Source organism: Bacteroides sp. BFG-606 (genome assembly GCF_024788145.1).
GTDB lineage: Bacteria > Bacteroidota > Bacteroidia > Bacteroidales > Bacteroidaceae > Bacteroides > Bacteroides vicugnae.
Genome location: NZ_JANUIL010000001.1, coordinates 377,599 through 396,240, shown reverse-complemented (window position 1 = coordinate 396,240; position 18,642 = coordinate 377,599). Strand labels below are relative to the sequence as shown.

Here is an 18,642-nt window from a genome sequence, read left to right as displayed (position 1 = left end):
GTTCTTCATAACAGTATGGAGAGCTCCGAATTTTTTATTTTCAATATGAATAAATTTTAATCAACTGTTTGAGCGTAATCAATCGTTAGAATACTCAACATACTCATCAACTATACTATCATTCATATGTTCTAAATGAGGTTCTTTTCTCAATTCTTTCACTGATTCATAAGAAATGAAAGTACATATTTCCGCAAGAGGCCCTTTTTCCATAAAAGCAAAGACCGGTCGGTTGATTTGTTCGAATACAGCTTCCCTGCGTTCGATGGAAGCAACGATGTGGATTTTTATGTCAAGCATTGGTTGAAGGGCTAATAAGTCAGCCATTCTTAAAATACCGGAATAAATGGCGGTTGTTCCTTCTACCTCAAACGCTCTGACTATGGAATGTCGTTTTATCCATAATACATCTATATTCTCTATAACTTTAAGAGTTGGGCCATCAAACACTAATGGTAGATTTTCTAATAAGGTATTATTTTGTAATGGCTTCCACTTGTTTAAGACTCTACTTCTGTCTGATTTGGGCAACCAAATTTTATAGCCCAATTTTTCACCTATTTCGGCTAAAGTAGCTTGTATTTGAATGGATTCTCTTTCTTCTTTACTTGTATTGGCTTTATTTTGTGATGTTTCGTCAGGTATTTCTATGACCGTTTCTTTCTCACTGGAAACTCTGACCTTTGTCAATGAACGTACTTTTTTCTTTTCAGCTTCTGAAAAAGGATAGTTTTTCATTTCAGATTGTTGTTGTAAAATAACTTGTTCAAGGTATTCACAATCTTCTTTTGGCCAAAGTCTGGGACTGGAAAATACCATATAAGTCCATCTGGTACTATCACTTGGTAACTTTTGGGTAAATGATAGATGGTTCCAAATGATATTTTCGTGTATCGGAATTCCCTTTTCTAATGGTAGCCATGCAATTGGTTTTACTTTGAATCTCAAAGTGAAAGGATCATCCTCTTGGGTAAATATAGGTTTGGAGTCTATAAAGAAATTACTTGTAATTTCTAATATTCCGATAAAACGTTGAATTTTAGTGCAATAACATATAAACTTATCACCAATGTTTATGTGTTGATTTTCTACATATGCCTTACGAGATATGCGGAATCCGCTGATTTCTTGGTTAGATTCAGAAAATGCCAATGCAGTGTTAGGAGAAAAAAGATTTATGTAGTATTTCATGGCTTTATGTCTTATTTTTGACAAATTTATAAAAAGTATTTTGGATGATATGATATTTGTAGGATTTTTTTTAGATGAAAATTATTCTTCCTTCATTTTCTTCCTCCACCTCTGAAACCCTCTCATCAAACTTTCCTCTTCCACTGACTCCACCATATCGTACTTCACCACGAACTCATGCATTGACTTTATATACATCACCCCATTTTTGAACTTATTTTCTAGCAGGAATGAATAAAGCTCCGCTTTCATTTCCACCTCAATTTCCTTTTCAATAATAAAGATACTGTCCTGACCGAAATAATTATAAACTTCCGGATTCTTTCCTTGCCTTGGGCTGGGAAGAACAAAAGTGATATTTCCTGTTTCTTTCCAGGAGAGGCCTTGCGGATGGGGAACGGATAATTGATGTAAGAAGTGATAAATGGGAGTGAGGTGGGAGAGGTGGATTGGAATAGGGAGCCTTGAAGGCGGATTGTTGTGCGATAGAGGTTCTGAACTTAGTCCGTACCGGACATACATATACTTCGCCAGATATGGCTTAATGGCAAACGTAACTGTAACCATGGGATTTGAATTTTGAATTGTTGAAATTTCTTGTATGCTAATTGCCGCTTGAGTCGGCAGATTCCGTCGTGTTTGTTAGAGAAAATTCCATGGGTACGGGGACGGAATTTTAATTTAGTAAGAAGTTGAAATTCAAATGGTTACAAATGATGGCTTTCCTTTAAAACCAACGGGTCGTTCCTTTAAAAGGAACGACCCGTTGCACACCGAGGAATGACCTCTTCCTTTTAAAGGAACGGACGGCTCCTTAAAATCCATATTGCAAAGCTATACGTAATATTCTGATTTTTCAAAATGAATAATAGCTTGAATATATTATTCATGTAATAAAATATGACTATTTTCGTACTTATTTAATTTATGCGCATATATATAGAAGCTATGTAATTAAAACAGAATAAATATATGAGCGTATAATTTAACTATATTTATACTCCAAGTATTCTTGAACTTGCAAAACCTTTTATGGCACTCCTTGTTTTGGCTTGTGAGGGGCAGGTTGGAAATTTAAATAATGTGCAAATAATAGCAAAAAAGGAAGGGAAGAATATGACAACATCAGTTAGGCTTATGCTGAATAAGGGCAGGAGATTGAATAATGGTACTTATCCTTTGGTGTTTCAAGTGATACATAGTAGGAGAAAGAAACTGTTATATACCGGATTCCGGTTAAAAGAGGAAGCATTCAATGAGGCAGAGGAAAAGATTGTTGATGGTACGGATGCCACACTAACCGCTACGGACATCACAAAGATGAATCGTGAACTGCGGAAAATGAAAAATATGATTCATACACGGATCCGGCAGCTTGAACGGACAACGGAGCCTTTTACAGTAGAAGATGTATTGGCACAATTCACCCGTGCGAACGTAAGGCAGCAATTTTACATACTGCGTTATATTGATACACAAATTGAACGGAAGAAAAAGTTGAAGAAAGAGGGGACGGCTGCGGCATATAAAAGCACGCGTTCATCATTGGCTAAGTTTCTGGACGGTTCGGACATCCGGATGCCAGAGATTGATTTACGTTTTATCCGGCGCTATGAGGATTTTTTGTATAATAATGGAGTTGCCGAAAATACGGTGAGCTATTATTTGCGGAATTTGCGGACTCTTTATAATCAGGCTGTGGTGGATGGCTATCATCCTCATGGAGAATATCCCTTTGTGAAAGCGCAGACGCGTCCGGCTAAAACAGTGAAGCGTGCCTTGAGCCGTGAGGATCTTCAAGCTCTGGCGAATCTCAAACTAGAGGATGCTCCTGAACTGAAGTTTGCCCGTGACCTGTATTTGTTTAGCTTCTATGCGCAGGGAATGGCCTTTGTGGATATTGTCCTTTTGAAGAAATCTGATATTTATAATGGTGTGTTGACCTATTCCCGGCATAAGTCTAAGCAATTTATTCGCATTGCCGTAACGCCTCAAATGCAGGAGTTGATGGATAAGTATGAAACAGAAGGAAAATATGTATTTCCGATTATCCGTGACAATTCTTCTTCAGAATATACGCAGTACCGTCTGGCCTTGGGGCGTATAAACCGGCATTTGAAAAGAATAGCTGCCATGATTGATGTCAAAATACCTTTGACTACTTATACAGCCCGCCATACTTGGGCTACCCTCGCCCGTGACTGTGGTGCGCCGGTTTCCGTGATTAGTGCAGGATTGGGACATACATCAGAAGAAATGACCCGTATTTATTTGAAGGAATTCGACGTTTCTCAACTTGATAAGGTGAATAGTATAGTGACTAAATTGTTCTAAAAGTAAGATTTTTCATACTATAATTCCTGATAAAAAAATTGCAGATATTAATATTTTATATATATTTGCATTATTGTAATCTATTCCATAATAGAGAGTAGCACAAAAAGGGTTCTATTGATTTATTTGTTTTCACGTTGCAAAGTTAGCTTATATTTATTTTATATTAATTGCAATAAAGTCCGAAAATTTGTTCATTTTGTACAAACATGGAAAATACTTGCTAATTTGTTTCATTATTAGCCTGATAGCGCTTAATTAATTGTTTGGGAGTGCATCCGAAATGCTGCTTGCAGTAACGGCCAAAATAACCTTGTGACTCAAATCCCAGTTCTTCAATGACATCTTTTATACATACCCCGGGTTCAGTCAGTTTTTTCAAAATCAGTTGGTTTCTTTGTTTCAGCATCCATTGTTTGGCTGTCATTCCGAATACTTCGTTGAATCTTGCAAAAAAATAACTTCTCCCCAGATTGGACAGAGAAATAAGTTTCTCGATATTATTCACTTTGGTATAGTTGTTCATGATAAAATCTTTAAAGTCAATGCTTTTTCCAATAATAGGATAAAACAATGTTGCAATATCTTTTTTCTCATAAAACCCGCGAAGTAGGAAGAATAATTCCTGTTGCATCAGTGTGTGCAGGTGTAAACAGTTCATGCCATTTCTGATGCAGTGGATCAGCACCTCTAAAAAGGGAGTCAGCGGATAACGTATTCTAATTGGTTCGAATAGGTATTCCATATTTTCGCAAATATTTGATAATGATTGCAATAGTAGTTTGTCGCAGTTGTTTTCTGGTATATCGAAAAACATTAAAAGCAACTTCGAATCCTTGGGGGCCACTCCTTTAAATAATGAAGAACGTGGAATCAATACCATGTCGCCTGCTTGAAACGACTTGTCGCGAAACTGGTTGTAGCTTATAGTTATGTTACCTTTGAGAAAGAATAAAAGGTAGTTTTTATTTGTGTGGTCTTCTCCAAATTCTGCATCTTCCGTAAATTCAATAAATTTGAATCCGGTTTCGATGGCAGTCATATAGTTTTGACATGACAAATGCTCTTCGATGTATAGCAACTCGCTTTCCATATGTTTTGTTTTTATGAATATTATCAAAATTGTTTGACCTGTCCGATTTTCTTTGTTTCACAATTGTTTCAGAATCTATTTTCTTAATAAATTAAATATCAGCTTTTTGTTTGAACATTGTTTTGTTTTATTCTTCATTTATTGATTCTGAAACAGCTGTTACATTCGTAAACAATTGTAATGTATTGATATATAGTAATATACGGTGATGTATATGCAGTTTATTTGTGCTACTCTCTATTATGGAATAGAGATGGATAAAGGTGGAGTGAGCTATTTTAATTTAAAAGATATAGTTGTCAAATTTTTTTAAAAAAACTACTAATGAAAGTAAAAAGTTTATTTTTGTCGATGTGTGCGATAGCGGCATTGGCAAGTTGTTCACAAAGTGACGATGTGGCTCCTACAGGGGGTGATGCCCCGGAAGCAAAGGTTATCCTTAAATTGGAAGGAGATGGAGTAAACGCAACAAGGGCGGCGGATACCGAGGAAGCTGCTACCGAACCCGGTGCTGCTATTAAGAATGTTACTGTGTTTTTCTTTAACCCGACAGGCTTCATTGTGGGCAAACCACAGTTTAAGGCGGTTTCTGATCCCTCTCAGAAGATAACTATTTCTACTACTACGGATGCCGCTGACGTAGTTGTAATAGCCAATCTCGGTGACAAGACCCAGGATGGTACATTTGATGGCATAGCCAGTCTTTCCCAGCTCCAAAAGCTTGATTTCTCTTCTATTGCTACCGACGGTGCTGGTAAAGTTACTGTAAACCAGAGCAAGGACAATTTGTATTCAAGTGGAATGGGTGAAATCACATTTAATGATAATGAGGGTACAGCTAGCGTCCAGTTACATTTTGTGGCAGCTAGGATCAAGACGGTAAAGATTGCATGGACAGCTGACCAGAATTATGCTGCTACTGAAGCAGAATTGACTGCTGAAAAAACCAAATGGTTTACCATTAAAAAGGTTTATATGATGACGGCCCAGACAAATTCACCTCTTATTCCGGCCACTACTGGAACGTGGAAAGGATTTGTTCCGCAGAATTACGCTTTTGCAGGTGGTGTGGCATGGGGTGCTGCACCGTGGACATGGGCAGACAACAACATCGGTGAGCCGAAGCAAACAGATGATTATCTTGCACTCGCTGCGGATCTTGTGGAGAGCACTTCTAATACCAATCAAATAGATAACGCCCTTGCAAGTAAATCCTGGTATCTGTTTGAAAATTCATCTGCTTCTTCCCATCCGACCGGTCTTGTTATTGAGGTTTTATGGAGATCAAAAGAACAGTCAGAGAAACCGGAAGACCTTTTGACCAAGTACTTTACAATGTATTTTGGTGAATCTGGAACTAGTGGTGCTGCCCAACCGCTTCTTGAAGCCGGAAAGACTTATGCCATGACTCTGTCTTTGAAAGGTAGTTTTAAACCCGGCGGCAACGCAGGTGGCGGTGGTGACGATCCGACTAAGCCGAGTGTAGACGCTTCAGTTGAGGTAACTGTAAACGCTGCAAAATGGACAACTGCCGAAATCACAAAAGATTTCCAATAATTCTCGCATCCCCCTCTATTCTTTATAATTAAACAAAAGAAAAATTCTTAGAAATCGGTATGTGCCCGATTGTAATCCGCATTCGGGCACACTCCGTTCTTAGCAAAGATAAAAAAACAAGAAAGAATATCCATTATGACAGGTGACTACAAATTCCGGTTCATGCCGGGGATATTATACTCTATGTTCACACTATTGCTGTTATCAGGATGCATAGCTGAAAATAACGACGATTGTTTCAAGGGTGTCCCTCTGAAAGTGAAACTTCCTGCCGGTATTTCACAGGAAACCATCAAGGATATGAGCCTCTATGTATTTGATGACAAAGACTTGTTGCTTGACATACTCCCTGTGAACAGTACGGAACCTGTTAATCTGGATTATCCGGGTATTCCTACCCTTCATTGTGTAGCCTTGTGCAATACGCAGGACGGTACGATGCTCGTCAGCCCCCTGAAAAAGGGCGATTCATGCTCCGACGGTTTCATATCTATGAAACCCTCCGCACCCACAAGGGATGCACAGAGCATATCCTACACCCCTCCGGCCGATTTATTCTACGGAGAGCTTAAAATAGAAAACACTTCGACGTCCGCCCGTATAGAGGAACAGACTTTGGCTGTTTCACGGATGGTAGCGTCAATGAATATAACCGTACGCGGTCTGGAACTTCTTAGCGGAAGTAGTGACGGCGATTATTCGCTCGTTGTGCATGAAACTGCCAGCCGCCTGGATTTTGAAGGTCATTATGGCGGTACTCCCGCTTCCTATCGATTTTCGCCCCCTTTTGAAGCGGGAAAAGATTATAAGATTCCTCCTTTCAACCTGTTCCCTACTCTGGAAGGAGAAAACCAAGGAGTGACCATCGATATCTATCATGGCACAGAGCGGATCAAAAGTCTGAACACGGACAGCAGCCACCAACCCATCATCCCGGTCGTGGGACAAACCCTGAACGTGCTGTTGGATTTCAAATTGAGCGTCAGTGTAGAGGTCAAACTCACCGAATGGGGAGTAGAGACTGTCTGGAAAGAATATAATTGAATCACCGGACGGTGATTGTACATACAGAAGATAATGTCATAGAATATGAAGAATAACCATATATCGAATTTAAGAAAGTGGGCAATGATTGCCGCTGCAATGATATTGCAAATATCATGTCAGCAGGACGATTCATTCTCCCCGGCTGCGGATTCTGCCATCATCAACCTATCCGTATCCGCTGCCAATAGCGGAACGACAATGGATAATGATGATACCGCCTCGGCCATTAAGTCCCTTTGTATTCTTCAGTTCAATGCGGATGGAAATGCCTTCGGTACCTTGCGCCATGTGGGTATGGGTACGGAGACAGCTCCGAACAGTGGAAAATACAGCGCTACACTGCTGCAAAGTGTAGACAACAATGACAAATACAAACTAGTCATCCTTGCCAACTTTCCCGATGGCGATTACGGAATCTTTTATCGTATGGGGGGAAGAGCTATGCGGAAGTGCAGCAGGCCTGCCTGAGCGCGGAACTTAGTGGAGAAAGCAATGTGCTTGAATTTACTGCCGCTCAACCGTTTCCGATGTTCGGGATAGCTAAAGACGGAGCTCCCCAGATTATTACTGAGATGATGAATCTCGGCACGGTGTCATTGGTACGTGCGGTAGCGCGGGTAGATATCGGCATCGGGACAAAAAACGCCGATAACAATACCTGGAACAAAGGCGGCGTGCCGCTTGCCATGACCCAGGTCCAGATATGGAAAGATGGAAAACAATACGCGTATATGCCTGTAGAAAGCAAGTTCTCTTCTTCGGGAGGGGCATTGGCTATCAACAGTCCTTCCCCTGTCGGAGGTACGGAGACTAAGATCTACGGCAGCGCGTACATTACCGGTACCACTTACTGCTCGGAAAAGATCTACCTGCCCGAAGCCGATTTGCTATGGGGAGATGTATATGACGACAATCACTCCAGTCGCCTCGCGATTATCGTAGGAGGAAAGTATAACGGCTCGGATGCGGAAACGTTCTACCGTGTAGACTTCAACTACGATGAGGGGAGTAAGGCTAAGATGGACATCCTGCGCAACCACGTATACCGGTTTACCATCAAGAGCGTGAAAGACGCGGGCTATGCCACTGCCGGACTTGCGTACAACAGCAAGCCGAAAGGCTTGGATTTCAGCGCCGAAATCGAGCCCTGGGTATCAAACGAACCAACTTCCGTACCTTCCATCCAGGGATACTACCTGACTTATGAGGGATTTAATGGAGAGAATGTGAGATGGACTTACGGCAAACTATCAACCCAGCAAATTCCCAAGAAGAAGTCTTATTGGGGTACCAATGTATATCTTCCATTCGACTACAATAATTTTTATAAGGAAGGAAATAGTATTTATGCTCCGGATATGCCGGGAGGACAAAACGGGAGATTGTATACTACGGTGGAGGAGACCCTTAATTATGAAGGTACCTTTCCCAATCTGATGGTTTCCGGTGATGATATAGTGGATGAATCGGGTAATGATAAGGTCCAGTGGAAGACCGGAACTACGCTGACAGCCTTTGACTTATGCCGGGATCTGGAAGAAAACGGATATGACGACTGGAGACTTCCGCGACTCTCGGAACTGGCGTTTATCTATGTGAATCAGGAAAGCTTGGAAGCATTGCGAGGCTTCACACCGTTGTCCGGGACTTATTGGTGCGGGAGCGAGTTTCAGGAAGGTACAAGCGACGAGCAACGGAAAAAGTCCGAATCAGCGTGGGCTGTCGATTTTACTGGTGCTACCGCCGGATACGCGTCGCATCATAAGAAAGCAGAAACATTGAAAATCCGTTGCGTACGTCAGCAACAGGATAATCCGAGTTTGAAAAAAAGTGATTGAAACGATATACCAAGATGAATATGGATACAAACAAGAAATATACCTCGCCCCGGGCAATCCTCCTGACAGCCTTCTCTTTACTTCTGGCAGGAGCCTGTGACAACCGTATCTATGACGGACCGGAGCCGGATACTCCGGCAAGGGAGGTTTCTCTGGACTTCAACGCGTCCATAGAAAAGACGGAGACCGTTCAATCAAGAAATATTACACAGATAGATGGTTTTACCGGAACTTCCTATTCCTTTGGAATGTCCGTCACTAAACGTGATAACGGGAATGAGATTTTCAAGGGATCATCCGACATGAAAGCGACTATGGAACGCTCCGACGTCTCCGCACCGTGGAATTGGTCTTTTATTGATAATTCAACTCATACAAGTGTCACTCCCGTGGGGGGCGGAAGGTAAAGCGTTAAAAGTGGTTGCTTACTATCCGCCTGTCCCATCCGCTACCAAGGATGTCTATACGGATGGCATCCCGTTTGATTTCTCCGCCAGGACCGGTCTCCAACAGACGGATCTGCTCTACAATACCGACACCATCTATCCGTTCGCTCCATCCAACGACCCGAGGGTAACTATTCCTTTACGCTTCCGGCATGCCTATACGTGGATTGTTCTTAACATCACGAAATATGTGGATAAAGGACCGGAGTTCAAGCTGAGCAGTGTCTCCCTGGATAACCCGGGGGGGCGGCTGGATTAAAAACAAAGGAGCGATTGACCCGGAAACAGGGTTGGCAAAGGATGGAGCCACCGCCGGTCCGATAGGAGTAACCGTAGACCCTGCTGCGGTATTGTCCACTACGAAGGTTCTCACCTACGAGTTTCTGGTTCCCTCGTTCATGGATTCCAAAGTCGGTGACGGCGACCTGCTCATCGTATTGAATGTCAATGGAATTAATGAGCTGTTTACGCTGAGTAAGCTCTATCTTAACAAAAGTGACGATGGTAAGTCGTTCGGTTTCAGACAGGGATATAAAAACACGTATAATCTGGTCTATAATAACTCCGCTCTGAGTTTAAGTATTCAGAGCTGGAATTCAGAGGTAATTAGTGGTAATTTTGGAGATGATGTAACGCCTCCCGGCTCCGGAAGCTATATGCGGTTAGATTTATCAAAGATAAATACCGTTCCAGCTCCTAACGGATATTATTGGCCGAAGGCCCTTCTGCCGGGCGGTACATATGCAACTACATATCCTCCAAAACCGACCTTTTTAGCCGCCGGTACGCATACGTACAAAAACTACTTTACTACTGTGGCCTATGGCGGTAACGGATCTTATGTGGGTGTTAAAGCACCAGACCCCTCAAAACTGCCTACGGGCAACGACGCTATAAAGATTACGGATGATGTAAACGTCTATACAGACGAAAAAGCTTATCCGGTAATTCAGATAACCAAGGATGATGTCTCCGTCATGCCTGTTCCATGGCAAAATGAAAACGGCGAGTTGGTTGCGAAAGAACTTTGCAGAAAATATAACGGGGGTGGTTTTCATGACTGGAGACTTCCGAGAGCCACAGAGTTGCGGGCGGTATGGGTACTGGTAGCGTCTAATGGAAATATATATAAAGAATTGAACTTTGGAAAGGACGAGAATCGAAATAAACCATACTGGACCGGTACGGAAGTAGCTACAGGCGAAGCATGGGGCATGTCTTTTGATTATGGAAATGGTCTTGCCGATACTAAGTTGGTGATATCTCCGTATGATAAGAAAACGACGGGTTCTGTGCGCTGTGTCCGTGATGCTTCATAAGTAATGATATTATAACAATATGCAAATGAACGATATTATCATGATCAAAAAAATAATTCCGGTATGTATCGCCTGCCTGATCTTAGGGGGATGCACGGAGGACAGCCTGTTGCCCGGCCCGGGAACAGCTTCATCCCCGGAACCGGTGACCGTGAAGCTCACCCTGGGCATAGACGGTTATAATACCTCGTCCGACGGGAAAACACGTGCGGAGGAAATGCCTCCTGTGCTTAGGATGTCTTCGCCGGATATGGATGTGGAACTTGTGGCGACACCTGCCGTCACAAGGGCAGCTTCGTCTCCTGCCGTGACTATTGCTGAAGATTATGCCGTTTATTCGTACATGGGCTTCCAGTTTGACGGAACACTACCGGGCGGAACACTGGTGGAAAAGAAATATTTTACTTCTCCGGACGGCTCCATCAAGACAGATGAGGTGGAGATTCAATCTACGGGAGGAAAGAAAAACATGATTGTGGTTTTGGCCAACGTCAATGAGAGTGACTTTAGCGGTATGACAGTAGGCACTTCCACCTATGCGGATTTACAGAAACTCTGTATGACACGGGTGGCGGATAATGATACTATTTTCCCCAGAAAAAAGCTGATACTGACAAAGGACGGCGCCCCGCTACAGGAAAACGGAAAGGACATGGAAAGAACAGGAATCGTCATGTGCGGCCAGGTTGCCGCTGAAATCTCTGATGGCAAACAGCTATACGTCTCTTTGAAGCGCACCGTGGCAAGAGTGCAATTCAATATAACAACCACTTTTCAACATTTTATAGACGTTCCGCATACATGGGAGGTAGACTTGATGAACATTCCCAAGGAGAGTTATTATAATGTGATTGGAAGAAAAGCCGTTTTCCCTTCAGTGGATTTGAACAGATCCGACTTTTTTTGGTCTGAAAACCTCGCTGAGAAGACAACCGTCGCAGATCCTGTGATTAATACGGCGTCTGTATACATCCCGGTCAATCTCCAGCAGAGCGTACCGACCTCTACGCAGAGTACCCGCCGCGATAACTCACCGAAGGGCGGCACTTACCTTCAGATTATAGGACTGGAGAGTAAGAAGGTCGAGGGTACCGTTGATTTGCATATTATAAAAGATTTCTCTATCTACCAGTTGTTTTTGGGAAAGAACTTCACGACTGATTTCAGCGTGTACCCCAATTACGACCTGACTTACAACATTGTCCTGAAAGGAAATAGCGAGGAAGACACCAATGTAGTCCGGTTGATACCGGGCTATTTCTCGGGAGAACTTACGGCATACGACGCGAATGGTAATCGCTTGTCGTCGGTCACTGACGCGAATGCCGTTAAATGGAAATACCCGAACAAGATCGAGGTTTACTTTTCGGACGGATACTATCCGGCGGGAAGTACGTCCGCAACGCCGGGAGATAAGGAACTGAAATGGTATGCGGGAACGGCGCCACTCGACAAACAGGGAGCCACTTCGTTGACGGACGGACCTGCGAATACCGCACGGTTGCAAGCCGCCGGCGTTCCTTGGGAAGACTATGCGGCTGCCCATACCTGCTACCGCGGACTGAATGGATACGACCAGGGAAAACCGGCCGGTGATATCCTGTGGTATCTTCCTTCTATCGGCGAGTTGATAGGAACCTGGATTTCCTCTTCAAGTACGGCAAGCCAGCTGAGCCCCAGTTACTGGTCGTCTACCGCCTGTCCGGATACCGACGGGGCCTTTGTCATCACGAATGAAGGGAAGGTGTACTCCGACGCTGTCGGCAATACGCATTATGTCAGAGGTTTCCAGGACCCGGGCAAAGCCCAGCATACGGAACTCGGACAAATCCCCACATGGAGCAATTAGCGATAAGTAAACGAAATGCAACCTAATAAGAAATGAAGATGATGAGTTTCAATACCTGTTCCATTCTATGGACCGTTTTATTCTGCTTCGGCCTTCCTTCGGGAGTTTTCGGGCAGCATATCCAGAAAGAGACTGTCGGCGGAAAAACGTATGCCGTTATTTATGCGGACAGCCTGGCTGGAGCCGCCCAATGGGGAAGCGGAGTAATGATGATGCGGGAGGGCACTACCATCCGGCATCAGGTTTCCAAAGGAAACGGAGCAAATTTGAGCGTCAATGACAGAATACCGTTTCGCTTTATTGTGGCACCCGAGGATGTGGGGAACAATGATGAGAATTGGATGGTAGCGCAAGGAGTAAATATTGGCGGGAAGGATGAACTACCGGATTTTTCCAAGATTGCAGATACAGGATGCCGTTTGTATGGTAAGTCCGGCCAACCGGGTGCAGGGCGTAATTGGCGTGTTCCCACTCAACGCGAGCTGCAACTGATGTGGATGTTTCGTGAAACCATCGGGGTGATATATAACACCAAACCGATGGAAGAAGCCGGCAAGGCGAAAAGATACTGGACTTCCACTGAAAAGGGGGCAACAGATGCTTGGTTTTTTGATTTTACGCCGGGGAAACCTCACTGTGATACTCAGGCTAAAACTACGGCGACCGGTATGGTGAGATGTGTAAGTGATTATTAACCCAATGACAAAATGTAACATGAGAATTCCGGAATTAGTGTTCGACAAGGAAGGTGAAAACCTGTATCATATCTACCTGTTTTTCATCGAAGATAAGTGGTGGTGCTTCGGCTATTCCGCCCATTACCTGAGTATGATCTATCCGCAGCTGGAGGCTGTCAATGCAAAGAGTGAAGGTCCTGCCGAATCCATACCTTGTGTATATGTACCGGAGCGCTATCTGGTAAATCTTACCGACCGCTATGACACGCTGGTTTCGGACACATGCCTGCAGGTGAGTCCTCCGCCTGCCGTTTATAGTTACCGGAAAGAATATGACAATTGGTGTGCACAACTAACTGTCTGTTAATATAAACTCCTTATATTGAAATATCAATGAGACAAATTGTACGATATTGCTTATTGTCCTTTTTCCTGCTGTTTGCAGGCAGCCTGACGACCCCTCTTCGGGCGCAGTTCTATTCAGTACAGACCAATACGCTGAAATTGGCCACTATCACCTTCAACGCCGAGGGCAGCATGATGCTGAGTACCCACTGGACGCTGAACCTGGGCTTTTCCTATAATCCGTGGAATTTCAGCGACACGCGGAAGATCAGGCACTTCCTGCTGGAACCGGGCGCACGCTATTGGTTCTGGCAAACTTATGCCGGTAGCTTTATCAGCATGTATGCCATGGGAGCACGCTACAATGTAGCGTGGGAGGGCAAGTACCGTTACCAGGGATGGGGATATGGCGCAGGAATGACCTACGGGCGTTCGTGGCTGCTTAGCAAGCGCTGGAACATGGAAGTAGAAGCCGGACTGGGATTGCTTGTCGCCCCTTATACAAAATATCGTTGTGAACATTGCGGTGACAAAGTGAAGTCGGGGACCTATTTTCTTCCGGCTCCCAAAGTGGCATTTAATCTTGTGTATTTATTCTGAGGTTGATCCTTATCGTCAACCCATGGGTGTATGAAGAGTACTAAAAGTTTCTATATTCTGTTCCTGATCATGATCATCACTGCATGCTCTCCCTTCGGCAGGCTCTACAAAGAGCAGCCGAGGGTGACGCTGGCATTGCCCGCCGCGCGGAAGAGTCCGCCGAAGCGTCCGGTGGTGGTAAAACATGACTCGGTTATCTCTACCCCGTCTTCGAACTTCGTCTTTGTCACTTCCAGGCCGGGTGTGTCCATGGAATGGGACAGCATCCATAAAGAGAACCTGACTACCATGGCATTGGATGAAATTGTGATCTCTGCCAGTACCACCCGCAACACGGCGGAACGCAACGGGCTGATTGACGTTGAATTTGTAGTAACAGTGCCCCGCGCCTTGCAGCAGGATAACTGGATGGTGAATGTCCGTCCGGTTCTGATGCGGGGAGATACGCCCGATTCCCTGAAAGAACTGCGCTTCACCGGACAACGGTTTCGCGAGTTGCAGGAGCGCGACTACCGGCGTTATGACCGCTTTCTGGAAAAGATTATCCCGGATTCGGTCAATTTTTACCGGACCTATGTCGACTATCGCTCTTTCGAGCGCTATCTGGAACGCCTGAAATGGTATAAACGAGGCTTGGAGAAACGCTGGGCGATACAGGATGCCAGGAAACGCCGCCCGGACCCGTTGCTGCTGCGCTTTGAGATGTTCAACCGTCAGTCTGCCGAACGGGACAGCCTGCTGAAAGACCGTCTGCTGAGGAACTCGTACCGGATGATCACACGCCAGTGGTGGCAGTATGACCGTGCCTTGGCACGGGTGAACGACACGCTGCAATATCAAAGTAAATACCTGTTGGAACGCTTCCGCTTCTTCAACGAGAAATGGGCGAATTATGCCCGAAGCCTGGAAGATGATTCCCTCACCCGTGCGGAAAATGCCAAAGCCCGTGCGGAAGCATTGATTGCCCGTAAAAGCTACTTCCATGACCGGGCGTTGAGTGCCGCCGCCTGGCAGGCGGAACGCGGATTCAACCGGATACATGAAATAGGAGCGGAACTGGGAGCGGAACCCGGTGCGCGGATCTACTCTCCCCGCTTTGATTATTTCAATGAAAAGATGGAACGGCTGGACGCCGGCCTTTACCGGTATTACCGCATCAGGGGCGCGCGTGCCGAAAAGAAAGAAAACCTGAAATTCCTGCGCGCTTTTTTGGCAGGGAATGACACGACACACCTGAACCGTGAGCAACTCACGGAAAAATATATCCGCCGTTATGAGAAAGTAAGGGATTTCCTCCCGATGTTCCATTACCGCCGTCCGGATCTGGACACTCTGCCTCCTTCGTGGATCACGGAGACGCAATATCAGGAGAGGCCGGTACGGCCGGATACGGCACAGACGCGTAAGCTCCTGCTGTCGCAGTTCTCGAAAGAAGAAATATACGCATATTATGAATCGCACGCACAGGGAATGCCCGACAGGGGACCCGCCGGATTTTTCCGTGGATTGTCGCCTTTATTGACTTATCACCGCATTCTGCCCGACTCGGTGCAGCGACGTACTCCCGGACCTAAGGCATTCCGGAATTTAGAGCGCAGCCGGGTGGACTCGGCAGCTACGGTTGACCGCTACATGCGTCGTTACGAAACCCTGCGGTCAGCTTATCCGCAGTACCGCCTGAAACGCGAATTGTATAATATCAATCCGCCCGCCCTTCGTCATGCCGCCAGGCAGGCAGGCTATGGAGAACGGATAGCGCGCATCAATTCGCTCGATTCTACCACGCTGGTAAAGATGTTCTATAAAACGCAGAAGATTGCCCGCAATGAGGCTCGCAAAGCGATGAAAGACGAGAAATACCGTGATATTGTCCGTTTTCCGTTCAACCCGGAAGCTAAACTCGACACTGTGATTTATGCCGCCGACCAGGTACGCTTTCTCTATTCGCAGAAAGTGCCCGCGGATGAAAACTCGGCGCGCATGAAGGTCTATGTGGTGGGCAATGTGCTGAACAGCAACGGTAGCGAATACCCGCTTCCCAAATCGGATACGCTGACTTTTCTGGTGAGTTCGATGACGAAGTTCGTTGACAAGACTCCCCGCTTTGTGCGTAAAATCGTCACCCGCGACGCGGAAGCGAATGCCAGCGTGAATTTTTATTTTCCCAAAAACCGTTTTACTCTGGATGAATCCATCGACGTGAACCGGGAGGGAGTGAAACAGGTGCACGACCTTACCCTGGCGCTGATGACCGATCCGGTGTACATCATAGACAGCCTGACACTCTTTGCCACCTCTTCTCCGGAAGGTAACTGGCGCATCAACGGAGAGATAGCCCGGAAACGTGCTGAATCCATCCGTAACATTCTGGTGCGTGACTTCACGCAACTGTATGATTCCCTGTCTGTCGGTGCCGCCATGGAGATAGACGATGCGGGCAATATCCGGAAACGGGAGGTGAAAGACGAGATCCCGAACCTGCCGCAACTGATAAAAGTGCGTACCATTCCTGAAGGATGGGACAAGTTGCGACACCTGATCATGGAAGATGAGCATTTTGTCGGTGACAGGGGCGCCGTCTTGCGGATCATAGATAAGGAGACGGATCCCGACCGGCGTGAATGGCTGATTAAGAGCCAGTATAAGGCAGAGTATGCCTACATGCTCGACAAGCTCTACCCGTCCGTACGTGCGGTAGACTTCCGCTTTACCCTTTCCCGCCGGGGTATGCAGCAGGATACGGTGTATACCACCGAACCGGATACGGCGTATGCACGGGGAGTGGAGTGTCTGGAGAAACGCAAATATGCGCAGGCACTGGAAATTCTGCGCCCGTACGAAGATGTGAATACGGCCATTGCCTATATGTCACAGGGGTATGACAAAGCCGCTTTGCGGATATTCGGTAATTTGCCTCAGACAGCCGACGTCAAGTACATGCAGGCCATTCTTCAGGCACGTTTGGGGAATGAAGAACAGGCGGTACGGCTATTGCTCAGTGCAGTGGATATGGACGAAAAAATGAAATTCCGCGCGAACCTTGACCCCGAACTGTCTGCACTGGTGAAGAAATACGATCTCTTCAAGGAAGAGGATGATTGGTAATTAGAAAGAGTGAAACAGATGAATCTGGTTTGTCATTGATAATATTAAAAACTAAAAGGATGAATAAGAAAGAATTGATTCAAAAGGTCGCTATTCGTAGCGGCATGTCACAGGCAGATGTGGAAAGGGTCTTAAACCATATCACCGACACCGTCAGAGACAGTTTGCATAATGAAGAGTCCGTAACACTTGTGGGATTTGGAAGTTTCCGGGTACAGGAACGTGCGTCACGCGCGGGGTATAATCCGTCAGCCGGTCAGAAAATGCAGATTCCCGCAAAGAAGATTGTTAAATTCAGACCGGGTAAGGCGCTGGAAATTTAAACATGATTTTATATAATAGTATATGGGCGAAGGCCTTTTTAAATAAGAAGAAGTATTATTTCATGCTTTTCGGATGCTGTTTTACCCGTTACAAATATCTGGAAGCATGGGAGGATATGGAACTTCGTATTCATGAGAGGCAATATCTCGAATGTTTCTTGTTGGCGTTGTTGCCTGCATTGGTTCTTTCCCTGTGGCTTTCATGGTGGTTCATGTTATTGGCATTTGTCAATTATCATCTGCTTTATTGGATAGAGAGATGGTTCGGGCACCATTCTTCATTTGATTGGGAAGCGTTGGAGCATTGTGGCGATTCGCTTTATTTGAGGAAACGGAAATTTTGTGCCTGGATGAAGTGGTATGGCAAAAAAACGCTGCCGCCTTCCGAATGGGATGACTAAATAATTCTCTTGTTATATGTTAGTTGCTGTGAAGCAGCTTATTTCCCCAGAATCCATATCCCCTGCCATTCTTTGATATAAAGGAATGGATTTATGGATTCACTGCCTGTGAAGGTAGACTATTGTTTGTTTTGTTTGTGTGGTGCGCCTCTTTCCCGGTGGGGAAAAGGCGCACTTTTTTTGTTAAATGTATGTTCACAGGAATCGACAAATGCGCAAAGGACCAGAATAGGTTAAGGTAAGTTTGTGCATTGTTTGCCATGTGGGCAGAAGTGATGATGATACCTTTTATATAGGTTGAACTTTGGTCGGATAGCAGTGAAATACAATCTGTATATGGCTGGAGCTTTTGAACAAGTTCTTTCTGTTTGGTGCGATAGGCGTGCTAACAAATGATAATAATTGAACTTCTATTGAAAAATATAGAATAAAAACATCGTTATCTAATTTATTGTGTTACCTTTGTTCCCAGAGTTTGAGTTACGAATCATTATTGTACAGTTCTTCTTTTTAATAT

The 18,642-nt window shown here is 44.9% G+C and carries 18 protein-coding genes; 15 read left to right on the top strand and 3 right to left on the bottom strand.

Translation table 11 applies throughout. From position 1 onward, the window contains the following. Positions 1 to 78 precede the first annotated feature (78 nt). On the bottom strand, positions 79 to 1,191 hold the full coding sequence (locus NXV01_RS01535; RefSeq protein ID WP_259021611.1) for a hypothetical protein: 1,113 nt from the start codon (positions 1,189 to 1,191) through the stop codon (positions 79 to 81). A gap of 81 nt (positions 1,192 to 1,272) precedes the next feature. After that, on the bottom strand, positions 1,273 to 1,758 hold the full coding sequence (locus tag NXV01_RS01530; RefSeq protein WP_258978553.1) for a hypothetical protein: 486 nt from the start codon (positions 1,756 to 1,758) through the stop codon (positions 1,273 to 1,275). 549 nt (positions 1,759 to 2,307) lie between these two features. On the opposite strand from NXV01_RS01530, the gene NXV01_RS01525 reads away from it, so the two are divergent. Next, entirely contained in the window at positions 2,308 to 3,525 is a 1,218-nt protein-coding gene (locus NXV01_RS01525) for a site-specific integrase (protein ID WP_195650413.1), read from the top strand. A gap of 223 nt (positions 3,526 to 3,748) precedes the next feature. Here the strand turns inward: NXV01_RS01525 and NXV01_RS01520 are convergent, their stop codons facing one another. Then, entirely contained in the window at positions 3,749 to 4,633 is an 885-nt protein-coding gene (locus NXV01_RS01520; RefSeq protein ID WP_259023419.1) for an AraC family transcriptional regulator, read from the bottom strand. Positions 4,634 to 4,942: 309 nt separating this feature from the next. On the opposite strand from NXV01_RS01520, the gene NXV01_RS01515 reads away from it, so the two are divergent. The 14 genes from NXV01_RS01515 to NXV01_RS01455 all read left to right on the top strand — a co-directional run bounded on the left by NXV01_RS01515 (position 4,943) and on the right by NXV01_RS01455 (position 18,125). Continuing rightward, positions 4,943 to 6,175 (top strand): fimbrial protein, encoded by a 1,233-nt coding sequence (locus tag NXV01_RS01515; RefSeq protein WP_259021609.1) that lies wholly within the window; start codon positions 4,943 to 4,945, stop codon positions 6,173 to 6,175. A gap of 135 nt (positions 6,176 to 6,310) precedes the next feature. Beyond that, positions 6,311 to 7,219: a FimB/Mfa2 family fimbrial subunit gene (locus NXV01_RS01510; protein WP_259021608.1), complete on the top strand. Its 909-nt coding sequence runs from the start codon at positions 6,311 to 6,313 to the stop codon at positions 7,217 to 7,219. A gap of 45 nt (positions 7,220 to 7,264) precedes the next feature. Then, a complete protein-coding gene (locus tag NXV01_RS25875) occupies positions 7,265 to 7,690 on the top strand; it encodes a hypothetical protein (protein ID WP_309569290.1) in 426 nt (141 codons plus the stop codon). Positions 7,691 to 7,716: 26 nt separating this feature from the next. Continuing rightward, positions 7,717 to 9,060, top strand: coding sequence for a DUF1566 domain-containing protein (locus NXV01_RS01505; protein WP_309569289.1), 1,344 nt, complete (start codon positions 7,717 to 7,719; stop codon positions 9,058 to 9,060). 14 nt (positions 9,061 to 9,074) lie between these two features. Further along, positions 9,075 to 9,467, top strand: a complete 393-nt coding sequence (locus tag NXV01_RS01500) for a hypothetical protein (RefSeq protein ID WP_259021607.1) — start codon at positions 9,075 to 9,077, stop codon at positions 9,465 to 9,467. Further along, on the top strand, positions 9,439 to 9,765 hold the full coding sequence (locus NXV01_RS01495) for a fimbrillin family protein (RefSeq protein WP_309569288.1): 327 nt from the start codon (positions 9,439 to 9,441) through the stop codon (positions 9,763 to 9,765). Before NXV01_RS01500 ends, NXV01_RS01495 begins: the two co-directional genes overlap by 29 nt. After that, positions 9,728 to 10,825, top strand: a complete 1,098-nt coding sequence (locus NXV01_RS01490) for a DUF1566 domain-containing protein (RefSeq protein ID WP_259021604.1) — start codon at positions 9,728 to 9,730, stop codon at positions 10,823 to 10,825. The genes NXV01_RS01495 and NXV01_RS01490 overlap by 38 nt, the downstream gene beginning before the upstream one ends. A 25-nt stretch (positions 10,826 to 10,850) precedes the next feature. Further along, positions 10,851 to 12,674 (top strand): DUF4906 domain-containing protein, encoded by a 1,824-nt coding sequence (locus NXV01_RS01485; RefSeq protein ID WP_259021603.1) that lies wholly within the window; start codon positions 10,851 to 10,853, stop codon positions 12,672 to 12,674. Between the two features lie 32 nt (positions 12,675 to 12,706). Continuing rightward, the gene (locus NXV01_RS01480) at positions 12,707 to 13,369 is read left to right on the top strand and encodes a DUF1566 domain-containing protein (protein WP_259021602.1); all 663 of its coding nucleotides are present in this window, start codon (positions 12,707 to 12,709) and stop codon (positions 13,367 to 13,369) included. A 19-nt stretch (positions 13,370 to 13,388) separates the two neighbouring features. Further along, on the top strand, positions 13,389 to 13,718 hold the full coding sequence (locus NXV01_RS01475) for a hypothetical protein (RefSeq protein WP_259021600.1): 330 nt from the start codon (positions 13,389 to 13,391) through the stop codon (positions 13,716 to 13,718). 26 nt (positions 13,719 to 13,744) lie between these two features. Next, positions 13,745 to 14,296: a DUF3575 domain-containing protein gene (locus NXV01_RS01470; protein WP_259021598.1), complete on the top strand. Its 552-nt coding sequence runs from the start codon at positions 13,745 to 13,747 to the stop codon at positions 14,294 to 14,296. Between the two features lie 30 nt (positions 14,297 to 14,326). Continuing rightward, positions 14,327 to 17,401 (top strand): hypothetical protein, encoded by a 3,075-nt coding sequence (locus NXV01_RS01465; RefSeq protein ID WP_259021597.1) that lies wholly within the window; start codon positions 14,327 to 14,329, stop codon positions 17,399 to 17,401. After that, positions 17,395 to 17,724, top strand: coding sequence for an HU family DNA-binding protein (locus tag NXV01_RS01460; RefSeq protein ID WP_309569287.1), 330 nt, complete (start codon positions 17,395 to 17,397; stop codon positions 17,722 to 17,724). The genes NXV01_RS01465 and NXV01_RS01460 overlap by 7 nt, the downstream gene beginning before the upstream one ends. 2 nt (positions 17,725 to 17,726) lie before the next feature. After that, positions 17,727 to 18,125, top strand: a complete 399-nt coding sequence (locus tag NXV01_RS01455) for a hypothetical protein (protein ID WP_148367127.1) — start codon at positions 17,727 to 17,729, stop codon at positions 18,123 to 18,125. The last annotated feature ends 517 nt before the right edge of the window (positions 18,126 to 18,642 follow it).